This window comes from Serratia sp. FGI94, from assembly GCF_000330865.1.
In the GTDB taxonomy this organism is placed as follows: domain Bacteria; phylum Pseudomonadota; class Gammaproteobacteria; order Enterobacterales; family Enterobacteriaceae; genus Serratia_B; species Serratia_B rubidaea.
The window spans coordinates 4,079,805-4,094,217 of the sequence record NC_020064.1 but is presented as its reverse complement, the minus strand read 5'-3'; the positions used below and the strand labels follow the sequence as shown (position 1 = coordinate 4,094,217).

Below are 14,413 nucleotides of genomic sequence, written 5' to 3'. Positions count from 1 at the left end.
TTGAATCATCCATTGGCGTGAGCGTTCTGCTCACGCGCTTTTCTTTTCCCAGACCGTCAGCGTCAACTGTGTTTAATAAGCCTTTCGCCGCCGCCCGTTCAGGCGCTATTATTTTGTCTCCCAGCCATCTCACCGCCATAAGGATTGCTTGCCGCTATGCCCGTGAATGTTGATCTGAACGGCCTGTACGCGTTTCGCGCGCTGGTCGAATACGGCAGTTTCCGCAGCGCCGCCGAGTCCATTTGCCTGTCCCAGTCGGCCCTGAGCCGCCGAATAGAAAAGCTGGAAGCGGCGCTGGGCGCCCGGTTGTTTGACCGCACCACCCGGCGCGTCACTCTGACGCTGTACGGGCAGACATTTGCCGAACGTTCCGATCGGCTGTTGGCGAATTTTGAAGAGGTGATGGCTGACGTCAGTCAGGTCAGCCAGGAGCGGACGGGGTTGGTGACGGTGGCGACGGTGCCTTCGGCAGCCTATTACTTTATGCCTGAGGTGATCCGGCGCTTTCAGACAAAGTACCCGCGCGTGCGGGTGAAACTTATCGACAGCAGCGTCGGCAACGTGATTGAGGCGGTGATGAACGGCCAGGCCGATTTCGGCATTTGCTTTTCCGGCCATCCGCTGCCGAATACGGAATTCTTACCGCTGGTGGAAGATGCCTATGTGGCCGCCTGCCGGCGCGACAGCCCGCTGGCCGTGAGCAACAGCCTGACCTGGAATGAGTTTTATCAGCAGGAGTATGTGGGGCTGGATAAAGTCTCCGGCAACCGTAACCTGCTCGATCAGGCGCTGGGGGAGATTATCCCGGCGCGTCCTAGCCTGTGCGAAACCCGGCATGTGACCACCCTGCTGGGGATGGTGGAAGCGGGCATCGGCATTGCCGCCGTGCCCGCCATGTCGATGCCGCCTTCAGAGCACTCCATCCTGATGCCGCTGCCGCTGACCGAACCGGCGGTCACGCGCACGGTCGGCCTGCTTAAGCGCAGCGGACGCATCCAGTCTTACGTCGCCGCGGAACTGGAACAGCTGATTACTGAACGGTATCACGCCGCTGAGCGGTCTGCGTCGTCGGAACCGATTTAAGCCCGGTCGCGGCAACGGTCTGCTGTGCCGCTGGCGAAGCGAGGAAATCCAGCAGCGCTTTGCCTTCCTGACGGTGTTCGGCATGGGCGGTTACCGCGCCGGCAAAGCGGGTGATGTACTGCACGTTGTCCGGCAGTTCACCGATAAAGGTCACGCCGGGCACCGGCAGCAGCTCGCTGACCTGCTGAAAACCGAGCGCGTATTTACCGCCCGCCACTTCGCCCGCCACCGGGACGCGCTCCACCTTATGCGCCTTATCTTTCATCTGCGCTTCAATCCCCAGCGTTTTAAACAGCCGGCTGCTGACGTAGCGGCCGCTGGCGCTGTCGGAATAGGCCACGGAACCGGCCTGCAGCAGGGTGGCGCGCAGCGCGTCGCGGCTGCTGATATCCGGCTTCGGCTGCCCCTGTTTGACCACCACGCCAATCGGCGAGTCGGCCAGCTCCACGCGGGAGCCAGGCTGCAGCCAGCGGCCTTTTTCCAGGTTTTTCAGCGCGTCGCCCACCATGATCACCACGTCGGTTTTTTCACCGCGCGCCAGCCGGTTAGGGATCGCCTGGGCGGATTGGCCCATTGAGGGGCCGGACACCAGAATGATCTTGTCGCCGCTCTGGGCTTCAAACTGCGGCGCCAGTTTTTCCAGCGCGGCTTTAAAACCGCCGGAAATCATCACGGTAACGTCTTTGGCCGCTGCGGCGGTGCTGAACGAGGAGAGCACCAGCGCGGCGAGCAGGGAAGGATAAATTTTATGCATGCGTAATCTTTGGCTCCGGGGTTAATGTGAGGTTTGTAGGGTTAAGCTGCGGCGGCGGTACAGGTACAGCGTCGCCAGCAGCGCACACACCGCGGCAAAGCTCATCCAGTAGCCCGGTGAGGCCTTATCTCCGGTGAACTCAATCAGCGCGGTGGAAATCACCGGCGTAAAGCCGCCGAATACCGCCGTCGCCAGGCTGTAAGCCAGGGAGAAGCCGGCAACTCGCACTTCCGTCGGCATAATTTCCGTCAGCGCCGGGATCATGGCGCCGTTGTACAGGCCGTAAATAAACGACAGCCACAGCAGGACGCTCAGCATCATGGCGAAGGTCGGGGTGGCGGCCAGCAGAGCCAGCGCCGGATAGGCGGTGGCCAGCGCCAGCAGCGTCATTGCCACCAGCACCGGTTTACGGCCGAAGCGGTCCGACAGCGCGCCGCCCACCGGCAGCCAGATGAAGTTGGAAATGGCGACCAGCAGCGTTACCAGCAGGCTGTCGGAGGCACTCAGCATCAGCACTTTTTTGCCGAAGGTCGGCGCATAGACGGTAATCAGATAAAACGCCGTGGTGGTCATCGCCACCATCAGCATACCGGCGATAACCACCTGCCAGTTGGCTAACAGCGTGCGGAACACCTGCCGCATCGCCAGATGGTTGCGGCGAGCGCTGAATTCCTCGGTTTCCTCCAGCTTACGGCGTAACACAAAGATAAACGGCACAATGGCGCAGCCCAGCAGGAACGGCATACGCCAGCCCCATTCGCGAATCGCGCTCTCTTCCAGCGCCGCATTCAGGGCAAAGCCGATGGCCGCCGCCACCATAATGGCGACCTGTTGGCTGCCTGACTGCCAACTGGTGTAAAAGCCTTTACGACCCGGGGTGGCGATTTCCGCCAGATATACCGAGACGCCGCCCAGCTCTGCGCCGGCGGAGAAGCCCTGCAGCAGACGGCCGATCAGCACCAGCAGCGGCGCCCACAGCCCGATGCTGTGGTAAGAGGGGATCAGTACGATCAGGAAGGTGCCGGCGGCCATGATCGACAGCGTAACGATCAGCCCCTTGCGTCGGCCGACTTTATCAATGTAGGCGCCCAGCACCACCGCGCCGATGGGGCGCATCAGAAAGCCGGCGCCGAAGACGGCGAAGGTCATCATCAGCGAGGCGAATTCACTGCTGGCCGGGAAGAAGGTATGGGCGATATAGGTGGCATAAAATCCGAACAGGAAAAAATCAAACTGCTCAAGAAAGTTGCCCGAGGTCACGCGCAGTATCGCACCGGCGCGCGCTCGCAGTGACATCGATGAGGTTGGTGAGTGCATGGTTGTCTCCAGTTTGTCAGTGACGCTTTTTGCTGCGCCTGTTCTGGAGACTGAATGAACGATGAGCAGTAAATAAGTGCAATTTATACATCCATTGATGCGTGGCGCTCATCAATGGATAAGAATGATAAAAATATGTTATTTTAACAATGGCTTAACCTTATGGCGTCAATAATCCGCCCGCCGGCGCGGGAATCGCCAGCTTGCGGTTTTGTGATGCAGTTCATAAGGATAATCAGGCCGTTGAGCGCCCCCCCCCTCAGCACATAGCGCGATAAGTTTCCGCCAGCGTGTCCAGCAACCGGGTAAAGGTTGCCTCGTCGCTAGCCGGTGCCATGATGGTTGCCCGCCACCAACGGCGATTATCGATGAAGGATGAGGCCAGGTGGAATTTTCCTTCCTGCATCAGCTTGTTGCGCACGGCAATATGTCGTCGGTCGCTGTCTGCGCCTGGTGGATCGGCGTAGCGGAAACAAACCAGGTTGCTTTCCGGTTCAGCGAGCGCCTCGAACTCATCCCGTTCGCCGAGCATTTGCCAGAAGCGACGCGCCGCCTGATGTCGGCTGCGAATATAGTCGGCCAGAGCGGTTTCCCCCCTGTGCGCCAGGTTCAGGAAGACTTTGAGGCCGAGCTCGGCTTTGGAGCCTTCGACGGTATAGTGCATCAGGTCCGGCCCAGGGCGAGCGTCGTCAAAGAACAGGTAGTCGGCGTTTTGCTGAAATGCCTGGCTTAAGTCGGCGCGGCGCAGGCGTTGGCGATAACCGCCATCACCGTACGTCCGGCGCGCTCAGGCAAAACCGCCATTGACGCGTACAACCTGCGCGTTTATCCAGCCGCCGCCGCTGCTGGCAAGGAATGCCACCGTATTGGCAATATCGGCCGGCGTACCGATACGCTCCAGCGGTGCCAGACTGGCTAGGGTATTCACCTGTTCTTCGGATTTTCCCTGTAGGAACAGTTCGGTGCCCGTCGGGCCGGGAGCGACCGCGTTGACGGTAACGTTGCGTCCGCGCAGTTCGTTCGCTAGCACGCGCACCAGACCTTCCATGCCTGCTTTTGAGGCGATGTATGGGCCGTAGGCGGGGAAAGATTTAGCCAGCACGCTGGAAGTCAGAGCGATAATACGGCCGCCTGCGCTGATATTTTCCGCGGCATGAGCCAGAATCAAAAAGCCGCCGCGCAGGTTGGTGTGGATGACTTTATCAAAATCATCAATTCCCGCCGGGGTGATTTTCGCCATCGGCATAATCCCCGCGTTGTGCACGACCACGTCCAGACGCTGGTGAAGCGCCAGGGTTTCACTGAACAGACGTTTGACATCAGCATCGTTGGCGACATCGGCCTGTATGGCGAGCGCTTTTCCGCCAGCATCAACAATATGCCGTACGGTTTCCTGCGCGCTGGCCGCATTGCCGGCATAATTGACGACAACGGTAAAGCCTTCCTCTGCCAGACGCTGCGCGATGGCGCGGCCGATACCGCGTGAGGCGCCGGTCACTAAGGCGATTCTTTCTTTCGTACTCATGGGCTTCTCCTGGGCGTTCCGTGGTATGTGGAGCGGTAAACCGCCTGTTCGTTATTTATCCTAGCGAAGCTGCTGGAGAGATAAATAGGGGATATTTGATAAGATAATTCCATATCGGTTAATAATCGGAGGGCGAATGGATAAGTTGGATACGCTGCGGCTGTTTATGCGTATTGTTGAACTGGGCAGCTTCAGTCAGGCGGCCGATCAGTCTGACATACCACGGGCGACGGCCAGCAACGCCATTAAAGCCCTGGAGGCGCGTTTGGCGTGTCGCCTGCTTGAGCGCACCACGCGCCATGTGCGCCCTTCGCGGGACGGGCTGATGTTTTATGAGCGCTGCGTCAATATCCTGGCGGAACTGGATGAGGCGGAGTCGTCGTTAAGCAATACCCTCTCGCGCCCCAAAGGCCTGCTGCGGATTGACCTGCAGGGCGCTCATGCCAGCCGGATCGTGCTGCCCAGACTGGATCGGTTTCATCAACGCTATCCGGATATTGAACTGGTTATCAGCAGCGGCGACCGGCTGGTCGATCTGGTGCGCGAAGGGATTGACTGCGTGGTACGCGCCGGCCATTTACAGGACTCTTCGCTGGTTGCCAGACGTCTGGCAACCATGCCCCAGGTGTTGTGCGCCAGCCCGGCCTACCTGCGTAAATACGGGACGCCGCAGCAGCCGGGTGAACTCAAACAACATTTTTGCGTTAACTTTTTCTCCACGGAAGGCGGAGCGAACTATCCTCTGGAACTGATCGTCGATCGGCAAATCATGCCGTTTCATTTACCCGGCCGGGTGGCGGTCAATGATTCGGAAAATTATGTAATTTGCGCCCGGCGCGGTCTGGGGCTGATACAGGTGCCGCGCTACCACGTTGAGGATGAACTGCGGGACGGCGCGCTGGTGGAGGTGCTGAGCGGATGGCCCGCCCCGGAGATGCCTGTTTCCGCGCTTTATCCCGGCCATCGCCAGCTTTCTCCCCGGGTGAGGGTCTTTATCGACTGGCTGGACCGCATTTACCAGGAGAAGTTTACGCCTGATTAACGCGGCGGTTATTGCGGTGAAATGTACGATTCGTCTTTTGCACCAATACCAGCCAGATTACGTCCCGATAAGATCGGAGTGGCCCCACGACAGTGCCGCCTACCCGCATAGGGGCCGTCCGCGTCTTAACCCCCTGTTTTTCATCCTGCATCATTCCCACGTATCGGCTCCTGACGCCGCCGCCCGCTTAGCCTGGCCACCGGAGGCGATCAATTTCCCTGATAAAAAATATTGCAAACTAAAACTACGATCAATATAGTCGCAGTTATTGGCGTTACCTAATCAGAACATAAATCGGCTTTGGCACCTGTGCGGTTGCCGGGGCTATCCAACGCCGTGTCTAACCCAGGAAAAAACTTATGACGACTCGTATTCTTGTGATTGGCGCCGGTTTTGCCGGCATGTGGAGCGCACTGGGCGCCATGCGCCTGCTGGAGCAGGAAGGGCGTACGGATGTGGAAGTGGCTCTGGTGGCGCCGGAACCGTTTCTGCATGTTCGCCCTCGCCTGTATGAAGAGCATCCGGAGGGGTTGAAAGCGCCGCTGCAGGCGCTGTTCCATACGGCCGGGGTACGCTTTATTCCCGGTCTGGTGAAAAATATTGATGTCGCCCGTCATGAAGTGAGCATCGCGCCAACCGGCGATGCCGGCGACCACTATTCTCTGGGCTATGACCGCTTGGTGCTGGCAGCTGGCAGCCGTCTGTTCTGCCCGCCAATTCCCGGCCTGCAGGAGCACGCCTTCAATGTGGATCAGATCGCCGATGCTGCCCGCCTGGAAGCGCATATCAAGTCGCTGGCCAATAAGCCTGCTGGCAGCGCACGCGATACCGTTGTGGTCGCGGGGGCCGGTTTTACCGGGCTGGAGATTGCTGCCGAACTACCGGCGCGTCTGCGTGAAACCCTCGGGCAGGACAGCGACGCGCAGGTGATTCTGGTTGATCGCAACGGCGCGGTTGGCGCAGGATTGGGGGAAGGCCCGCGTCCGGTGATCGTCACAGCGCTGACGGAACTGGGCGTCAGTTGGAAGGTGGGGGCGGGGGTGGCAGCAGTCAGCGAACAGGGCGTCACGCTGGAAAGCGGCGAATTTATCGCGGCCGCGACCGTGATCTGGACGGCCGGCGCTCGCGCCAGCGAACTTACCGCGCAAATACCGGCGGAACGCGATAACTTTGGCCGTCTGCATGTAGACCGCAACCTGAAGGTAAAAGGTCTGGATAACGTGTTCGCCACCGGCGACTGTGCGATGGCGGCTACCGATGATGAAGGGAATTACGCCATGATGTCCTGCCAGCATGCCAACTTCCTGGGACGTTCTGCAGGCCATAACGTGGCGGCGGATTTGTTGGCTGTGAAGCCTATCCCGTATTCACAGCCGAAGTATGTCACCTGTCTGGCGCTGGGGCCGTGGGGCGCCGTCTATACCGAAGGTTGGGAGCGGCAGGTGAAGCTGACGGGAGCAACGGCCGGCGCACTGAAGAAGCAAATCAACACCGTGTGGATCTACCCGCCGACGGGCAGCCGCGCTGACATACTGGCCGCGGCCGATCCTCAGCAGCAGATCCCGGACGTTATCGTGTAGTCCGCATGACGCTTTCCCGCAACAGGCGCGCTTCGGGAGCGCCTGATTGCTCCCTGCAGCAGCCGGTTGCTTTGTGGGAGAGCGCTTACTTCCCCCATCATCGGACGAGATAAACTATGCCTAGCAGGCTCAAAATATCTACCCGCCTCTTTCTGTTGATTGTTCTGACCGGCGCTTTCCTCGGGCAGTTCGACCTGTTTGTGGTTAACGTTGCTGCCCCTTCTGTTCAGCGCTCCCTGGCGCTCTCCGACGGTGGGCTGGAGTTGGTGGTTGCCGGCTACGCCTTTATGTTTGCGGCTTTGTTGATAACCGGAGGGCGCTTGGGCGACCTGTATGGGTATCAGCGCGTCTACGTGTTCGGCATGCTGGGTTTTTCGCTCACTACGCTGCTGTGCGCCCTGTCGCCGAACGGGGTGACGTTGATTATCGCCAGGCTGTTGCAGGGCGGGGCGGCGGGACTGATGATCCCACAGGTGCTGGCGTTGCTGACCACCGTCCTGCCGGCAGAAGAACGCACTCCGGCAATGGGCTGGTATGGCGCGGCGACGGGCCTTGGTTCGGTGCTCGGCCAATTTGCCGGCGGTGCGCTGGTGAGTTGGGACTTCGTTGCTTTGGGTTGGCGCTGGATATTCCTGGTGACGGTGCCGCTGGGCATGGTGATGGCCGGTATTGCCTGGCGTTATCTTCCACCCTGCGTCGGCAGTCGTCGGCGTAAATTCGACGTGCCGGGCACTTTAGGGTTGGCAAGCGCCTTTGGGCTGATGATCGGCGCCTTTTTGTTTTATGGTCATACCCGGGCGCTGATGGCGGCTGCGCTGTTGCTTTGCGCGGGCATGCTGATTCTTGTTGTCACGCTGTGTCATGAGCAACGGCTGATTCGTCAGGGAGGCGATCCCGTTGTCGATTTGCGTCTCTGCCGCGTTGCGTCGCTGTGGCGCGGCCTGCTCGCGGTTTGCCTCTTTATGCTGTATTTCTCCAGCTTTATTTTCCTGTTGACCAATGTGCTGCAGCGAGGTCTGATGCTGTCTCCGCTGCTGGCCGGGCTGGTTTTTGTCCCCTCGGGGTTGACGTTTATCTCCTCCTCCCTGTTCTTTCGCCGCTGGGCCGCCGCCCATCAGCGGCTGGCTATTCTCACCGGTTGTGGCGTGAGTGCGGTGGGGTTGCTGTTGGCGGCCTGGGGGACACTGTTTGTTGCTGCGCCGGTTTGGTTTCTGTTGGCCGCCGTGGTGATCACCGGCTGCGGAAACGGACTAATTTTACCGGTGCTGATAGGCTTCGCTTTGCGGCAGGTTCCGTCGGAACAGGCCGGGATGGGCAGCGCATTGCTCAGTAGCGCCCAGCAATTTGCTTCCGCACTGGGGATCAGCGCGTTTGGCACGCTGTTTTATCTGCTGTCTGCCTCACAGGGGCTGGTTCATGCCATGGGGTGGTGCGTTTTGATTCAGCTGGCGTGTATGGCGCTGGTGGCGCTGATTACCGGTAGCGGCAGGGCGGCGGCGCATCATCAGGCTGCCTGATACGCCGCCGAGATATGCCGCGCATAGCATTAACACGTCGGGGCGAGCGTTTGTCCCGGCGTGTTAATGTGGTTGTTGTTTCTCTTTGGTCATGCGCGCCGTTTTTCCCCCCGGCGATTTTCATTGCGCTCGGACAGCCATTGGATGATCCGTTCCCCGTAGGCCGGCGGCGTTTTTTCCGCGACCTGATGTGCCAGATCGTGCAGGGTGTGGCGTTTCAGCTCGTTACGCATCGCCTGTTCCGCCGCAAGCATTACCGCGTGTATTGAACACACGCCTTGCGTTGCCCAGCTTGGCGTTTCCTCGGTAAATAGCGCGCAGCGGCCGCGTATTTCACGGCAGTTGAACAGTGATTTTTCCCCGTCGATAGCGACAATAACGTCATGAACGCTGATTTGATTGGCCGGGCGCGCCAGCCTGAATCCCCCTTTGATACCTTCAGTTGCGGTGAGCAGCTTAGCTTTGGCGAGTTTGGTGAATAATTTAGCCAGAAATTCACCGGGCACCCCCTGAAGTTCCGCCAGGTCGCGGACGCTGGCCTCACTTGCCACGTCGTCCGAACGGGTAAGATAAAGCAGACAGTGCAGACCGTATTCCACCCCTGCGCTCATATAGGACATGCATTAACTCCGATTAAAATTATCGCCGTTAAAAGCTTATCACCGGCAACGGCGCAGGCGCAATGCTGTTGCCGAGACGTTGCCGGTGCTCACGTCAGCAATAGCGTCCGAGGAGCGAGGTTAACCCTGCGGGAAAGGGCCGCTCGCCACCGATTTACGCAGGATAAGCTCGCCTTCGAAGCTCGGCGGATGAGTGAGTTCACCGCCCTCCAGCATAAAGATCAGCTTATTCACCGTTTCCTGCATCATTTCGCGCATCGGCAGCCGGACGCTGGACAGCGCGGGGATAACCCAGGGCGCGGTGGGGGTGTCATCGAAACCAATAACGGAAACCTGTTCCGGGACGGCGATGCCTGCTTCGTGAAGCTGTGCCAGCGCGCCAATGGCCATGTTGTCGTTACTGGCGACCAGCGCGCTAAAAGCGACGCCGTCCTGCAGCAGAGATGCGACGGCTTGTGCACCGCAGGCGGGGGTCCACTTCCCTTCCCGGATGTGCGCCTGACGGGCCGGAATGCCGCACTGCGCCAGCGCCGCCTGATAGCCTGCCAGGCGATCGCGTCCGGTCGGAGAGTCCAGCGCGCCGGTAATAAACGCAATATCACGATGGCCCTGTTCGATCAGCCGGATAACGGCGTCACGGGCCGCACTGAGCTGGTCGGAATAGATGCAGTGGCTGGGATGCTTCCGCAGGCGCCGATTCAGCACCATCACCGGGACGCGCTGCTCATCGATAATGGCATCCATCTCATCAGGGGTGAGAAAACGGGGATAAATCATGATGGCGTCGCAGCGTAAATCCAGCAGATGCTGTAACGCCTCCCGCTCCTGGGCCGCACTGTGCTTTCCGTCCGCCAACAGCAGTCGCCGGCCGCAGGCCTCGGTCATTTGCGCCGCCTGGGAAAGCAGCTCGCTAAAGTAGCTGCCGTGATACAACGTATTGGTCATCACCAGGCCCAGGGTCTGAGATTTGCGGGTGGCAAGCTGCCTGGCCAGCAGGTTGGGGCGATAGCCGCTCTCTTCGATGGCCTTGAACACCCGTACTTTGGTCTCCTCGCCTACGTAGCCATTGCCGGATAATACCCGTGAGACGGTGGCTTTGGATACGCCCGCCCTTTTGGCCACCTCAAGCATGGTTGTCATCTGTTCCTTCCGTCCCGTATTGACTCACTGTGACAACAGTTTACTTCAGCGATCGCGTTTTTTCAGCTGTCCAGGCGTGCTGCCTCTTATGCCGTTAAGTGATTTGAGTCACAAAATTTTAACATGGGCAGTAAAAAATAATTGCCATGATTGTTTTATTTAAACACTATTTTGTGAAACCGGTTTCCTATGGCGTTTCATTCAACGATGGCGATGGGAGCATCGGGACTTCGCACATAGCCGTGCGCAACTGTACCCAAAATAAGCGTCTATCCCGTCAGGCTGTTTTGGCCGCCCGCCGTGCGTGGGCCGCAATACTCGCGCCTCATGGGACAGGCTCTAACAATGAGATAAGAGTTCATGGCAAAAAACTACGCGGCAGTATCCGATGCCATTCTGCAGGCACTGGGCGGCACCGACAATATTGAGGCGCTCACCCATTGCATGACGCGGCTGAGGTTTGTGGTGAAGGATCCGGCGCAGATCGACGGGCAGGCGCTACAGGTCATTGATGGCGTATTGGGCGTCGTCTGTGCCGACAGCCAGTGCCAGGTGATCATCGGTAACACGGTGGGGCAGGCGTATGCCGAAGTGATCAAACGGCTGCCGACGCTGGCCGCTCCGGGCGAAACGCCGACGGCCGCACCCGCACGCAGCGGCTTCAGTCTGCGACGTCTTGGTGCGGGTATCCTGGACGCGCTGATCGGCACCATGTCGCCGCTGATCCCGGCCATTATCGGCGCATCAATGGTCAAACTGCTGGCAATGATGCTGGAGATGGGCGGCGTGCTGGAAAAAGGCGCGTCGACGTTGATGATCCTCACTGCGATCGGTGATGGCGCCTTCTTTTTCCTGCCGGTGATGGTGGCGGCCTCGGCGGCGGTGAAGTTTAAAACCAACATGTCGCTGGCTATCGCCATCGCAGGGGTGCTCATTCACCCGAGCTTTATCGATCTGATGGCAAAAGCCGCCGCAGGGCAGCCGGTGGCGTTTATGGGCCTGCCGGTGACGGCGGTGAAATACACCTACACGGTGATTCCTGCGCTGTGTATGACCTGGATTTTGTCGTGGATCGAGCGGGGCATTGATCGCATTACCCCGGCGGTCACGAAAAACTTTCTGAAACCCATGTTGATCGTGTTGACGGCGGCGCCGATCGCCATTTTGCTGATTGGCCCGTTAGGGATCTGGATTGGCAGTGGGATTTCTGCGCTGGTGTATACCATTCATGGTTATTTGGGCTGGCTCTCCGTTGCCATTATGGGCGCGTTGTGGCCGCTGCTGGTGATGACCGGCATGCACCGGGTATTCACCCCCACCATTATTCAGACCATTGCCGAAACCGGAAAAGAGGGCATGGTGATGCCTTCCGAAATTGGCGCCAACCTGTCGCTGGGCGGCTCTTCACTGGCCGTTGCGGTGCGGACGAAAAACCCGGCGCTGCGGCAGACGGCGCTGGCCGCCGCCGCCTCTGCCATTGTTGCCGGCATTTCCGAACCGGCTTTGTACGGCGTGGCGGTGCGCCTGAAGCGCCCGCTGATCGCCTGTCTGATCAGCGGCTTTATCTGTGGCGCCGTGGCGGGCATCGGCGGCCTGGCCAGCCATTCCATGGCCTCTCCCGGTCTGTTCACCAGCGTGCAGTTTATCGAGCCCGGCAACCCGATGAGCATCGTCTGGATTGCGGGCATTATGCTGTTGTCGGTGGTGCTCTCTTTCGTTCTCACCCTGATGCTTGGCTTTGAGGATATCCCTGTGGAGCCTCGGCAGGAGCAGCAGGACAGCGCAACGCCCGTGCGTTCGGCGCAGGCAACTCACTAACGATTAACGAGGTATTGATTTGATGTCAGAAACGGCATTCCCGGACGATTTCTTGTGGGGCGGCGCCATTGCGGCGAACCAGGCGGAAGGCGCCTGGCAGGAAGGGGGGAAAGGGCTGGCGACGGTTGATATGTTGCCCCATGGTCCGCATCGTATGCCGATTAAACTGGGGCTGGAACGACGCACAGCGCTGCGTGACGATGAGTTTTACCCTGGTCACCAGGCCATCGATTTTTATCACCGCTATAAAGAGGATATCGCCTTGATGGCGGAGATGGGATTTCGGGTGTTCCGAACCTCCATCGCCTGGAGCCGCATCTACCCGAACGGTGATGAGAGTGCACCGAACGAGGCCGGCATCGCCTTTTACCGCGCGCTGTTTCAGGAGTGCAGGCGCTATAACATCGAGCCACTGGTGACGCTTTGCCACTTCGATGTGCCGATGCACCTGGTGACACAATACGGTTCGTGGCGCAGTCGTGACATGGTGACGTTCTTTACCCGCTATGCCCGCACCTGCTTTGAGGCCTTTAACGGCCTGGTGAAATACTGGCTGACGTTCAATGAGATCAACATTCTGCTGCACAGCCCGTTTTCCGGCGCCGGTCTGGCGTTCGAGGAGGGGGAAAACCCGGAACAGGTGAAGTATCAGGCGGCACACCATGAGTTGCTGGCGAGCGCTCTGGCCACCCGTATTGCCCACGAGGTCAATCCGGAAAATCAGGTCGGGTGTATGCTGGCGGGGGGCAATTTCTATCCATACTCATGCAAGCCGGAAGATGTCTGGGCGGCGCTGGAAAAAGATCGGGAAAATCTGTTTTTTATCGATGTGCAGGCGCGCGGCGCCTACCCGGCCTGGTCCGCGCGGATGTTCAAAGAAAAAGGCATCCGCGTGCGTATGGAGCCAGGTGATGAGGAGACTCTGCGTCATACCGTCGATTTTGTGTCATTCAGCTATTACGCTTCGCGCTGCGCCTCGGCCGATATGAACGACAACAACAGCAGTGCGGCGAACGTAGTGAAGTCGCTGAAGAACCCCTGGATTCAGCAAAGCGAGTGGGGCTGGGGCATCGATCCGCTGGGGCTGCGTATCACCATGAACATGATGTATGACCGCTACCAGAAGCCGCTGTTTCTGGTGGAAAACGGGCTGGGGGCGCGGGATGAGCCGGATGAGAAGGGGGAGATTAACGACGACTACCGCATCAGCTATCTGCGGGAGCATATTCGGGCTATGGCGCAGGCCATTGAAGATGGCGTACCGCTGCTGGGCTACACCAGCTGGGGCTGTATCGACCTGGTTTCTGCCTCGACCGGCGAAATGAGCAAGCGTTACGGTCTGGTGTATGTCGATCGTGACGATCGGGGGCGTGGCACTTTGGCGCGGCGGCGCAAGAAGTCATTCTGGTGGTATAAGCGGGTCATCGCCAGCAACGGGCGCGATCTGGACTGAACATGGCGCTCGGTAAGCGGTTTTTTATAAATGGGATGGGGAACTTCATGATGTTCACGTTGGCCACGTTTTTTATTAAATGAATGCGAACCTTTTTTATAGAACCGCATGGTGTTGCTGTTCCTAATTTATTCTATCGGCTATTTCTGCAGCAAACTTTGTCTTTTCCCACGTAATGCACACCTCCTTATGGGAGGCGTGCATTCACTCCTGTGCGGTAATCAGAGCGACTTCTGCGAGGCCAGCGGTTTTTGCGCCCGGCTTAAGCAGCCAATACAGCAGGCTGGCGACCAGCAGGGAGTTGAGCGTCGGCACGCCCCATTCGGTCGCTAGGCCAACTGCGCCACCTACGATGCTGACGACGATCGCCGGGTTTCTTCCGGCAGCCGGCCAGCACCAGATCCGGGCCTGATGAAAGCCAAAATGCCAGTACTCTTCTTCAGCATTATCCTCGTTTCAATTCTCAGGATTTTGCTTTCCAGGAACACCAGGCTTTTACTTGATGTCTATAGTTCGTCGTATACGTATAGGCTGCGCGCGTTTCTTCAGGTTGTGTTGGGAGGG

The 14,413-nt window shown here is 58.9% G+C and carries 12 protein-coding genes and 1 pseudogene; 6 read left to right on the top strand and 7 right to left on the bottom strand.

What is annotated here, in order from left to right; all coding sequences use genetic code 11:
- Positions 1-156 precede the first annotated feature (156 nt).
- Positions 157-1,083: a LysR family transcriptional regulator gene (locus D781_RS18650; RefSeq protein ID WP_015673890.1), complete on the top strand. Its 927-nt coding sequence runs from the start codon at positions 157-159 to the stop codon at positions 1,081-1,083.
- Here D781_RS18650 and D781_RS18645 read toward each other — a convergent pair.
- The 4 genes from D781_RS18645 to D781_RS18630 all read right to left on the bottom strand — a co-directional run bounded on the left by D781_RS18645 (position 1,031) and on the right by D781_RS18630 (position 4,679).
- Complete coding sequence (locus D781_RS18645) at positions 1,031-1,837, bottom strand: substrate-binding domain-containing protein (protein ID WP_015673889.1); 807 nt, start codon at positions 1,835-1,837, stop codon at positions 1,031-1,033. The two genes, D781_RS18650 and D781_RS18645, sit on opposite strands and share 53 nt — an antisense overlap.
- A 21-nt stretch (positions 1,838-1,858) precedes the next feature.
- Positions 1,859-3,154 (bottom strand): MFS transporter, encoded by a 1,296-nt coding sequence (locus D781_RS18640; RefSeq protein WP_015673888.1) that lies wholly within the window; start codon positions 3,152-3,154, stop codon positions 1,859-1,861.
- Positions 3,155-3,413: 259 nt separating this feature from the next.
- A complete protein-coding gene (locus tag D781_RS18635) occupies positions 3,414-3,902 on the bottom strand; it encodes a pyridoxal-dependent decarboxylase (RefSeq protein ID WP_080062369.1) in 489 nt (162 codons plus the stop codon).
- Between the two features lie 39 nt (positions 3,903-3,941).
- Complete coding sequence (locus D781_RS18630) at positions 3,942-4,679, bottom strand: SDR family oxidoreductase (protein WP_015673887.1); 738 nt, start codon at positions 4,677-4,679, stop codon at positions 3,942-3,944.
- Positions 4,680-4,815: 136 nt separating this feature from the next.
- Here D781_RS18630 and D781_RS18625 point away from each other — a divergent pair, with 136 nt between their 5' ends.
- The 3 genes from D781_RS18625 (at position 4,816) to D781_RS18615 (ending at position 8,818) form a co-directional block, all read left to right on the top strand.
- Positions 4,816-5,721 carry a LysR family transcriptional regulator gene (locus tag D781_RS18625; RefSeq protein ID WP_015673886.1) on the top strand — a complete coding sequence of 302 codons (906 nt, stop codon included), beginning with the start codon at positions 4,816-4,818 and terminating at the stop codon, positions 5,719-5,721.
- Between the two features lie 359 nt (positions 5,722-6,080).
- Positions 6,081-7,301, top strand: a complete 1,221-nt coding sequence (locus D781_RS18620) for an FAD-dependent oxidoreductase (RefSeq protein ID WP_015673885.1) — start codon at positions 6,081-6,083, stop codon at positions 7,299-7,301.
- A gap of 116 nt (positions 7,302-7,417) precedes the next feature.
- Positions 7,418-8,818 (top strand): MFS transporter, encoded by a 1,401-nt coding sequence (locus tag D781_RS18615; RefSeq protein WP_015673884.1) that lies wholly within the window; start codon positions 7,418-7,420, stop codon positions 8,816-8,818.
- Positions 8,819-8,907: 89 nt separating this feature from the next.
- Here D781_RS18615 and D781_RS18610 read toward each other — a convergent pair whose 3' ends face one another.
- Positions 8,908-9,438, bottom strand: coding sequence for an Rrf2 family transcriptional regulator (locus tag D781_RS18610; protein WP_015673883.1), 531 nt, complete (start codon positions 9,436-9,438; stop codon positions 8,908-8,910).
- Positions 9,439-9,558: 120 nt separating this feature from the next.
- Positions 9,559-10,578: a LacI family DNA-binding transcriptional regulator gene (locus tag D781_RS18605; RefSeq protein ID WP_015673882.1), complete on the bottom strand. Its 1,020-nt coding sequence runs from the start codon at positions 10,576-10,578 to the stop codon at positions 9,559-9,561.
- A gap of 360 nt (positions 10,579-10,938) precedes the next feature.
- Here D781_RS18605 and ascF point away from each other — a divergent pair, with 360 nt between their 5' ends.
- Together ascF and D781_RS18595 are read left to right on the top strand one after the other, a co-directional pair.
- Positions 10,939-12,396 carry a PTS cellobiose/arbutin/salicin transporter subunit IIBC gene (gene ascF / locus D781_RS18600; RefSeq protein ID WP_015673881.1) on the top strand — a complete coding sequence of 486 codons (1,458 nt, stop codon included), beginning with the start codon at positions 10,939-10,941 and terminating at the stop codon, positions 12,394-12,396.
- A 22-nt stretch (positions 12,397-12,418) separates the two neighbouring features.
- Entirely contained in the window at positions 12,419-13,849 is a 1,431-nt protein-coding gene (locus D781_RS18595; protein ID WP_015673880.1) for a 6-phospho-beta-glucosidase, read from the top strand.
- A 221-nt stretch (positions 13,850-14,070) separates the two neighbouring features.
- Here the strand turns inward: D781_RS18595 and D781_RS24255 are convergent.
- Positions 14,071-14,218: pseudogene (locus tag D781_RS24255) on the bottom strand (cytosine permease); the annotation flags it as partial.
- Positions 14,219-14,413: the final 195 nt, after the last annotated feature.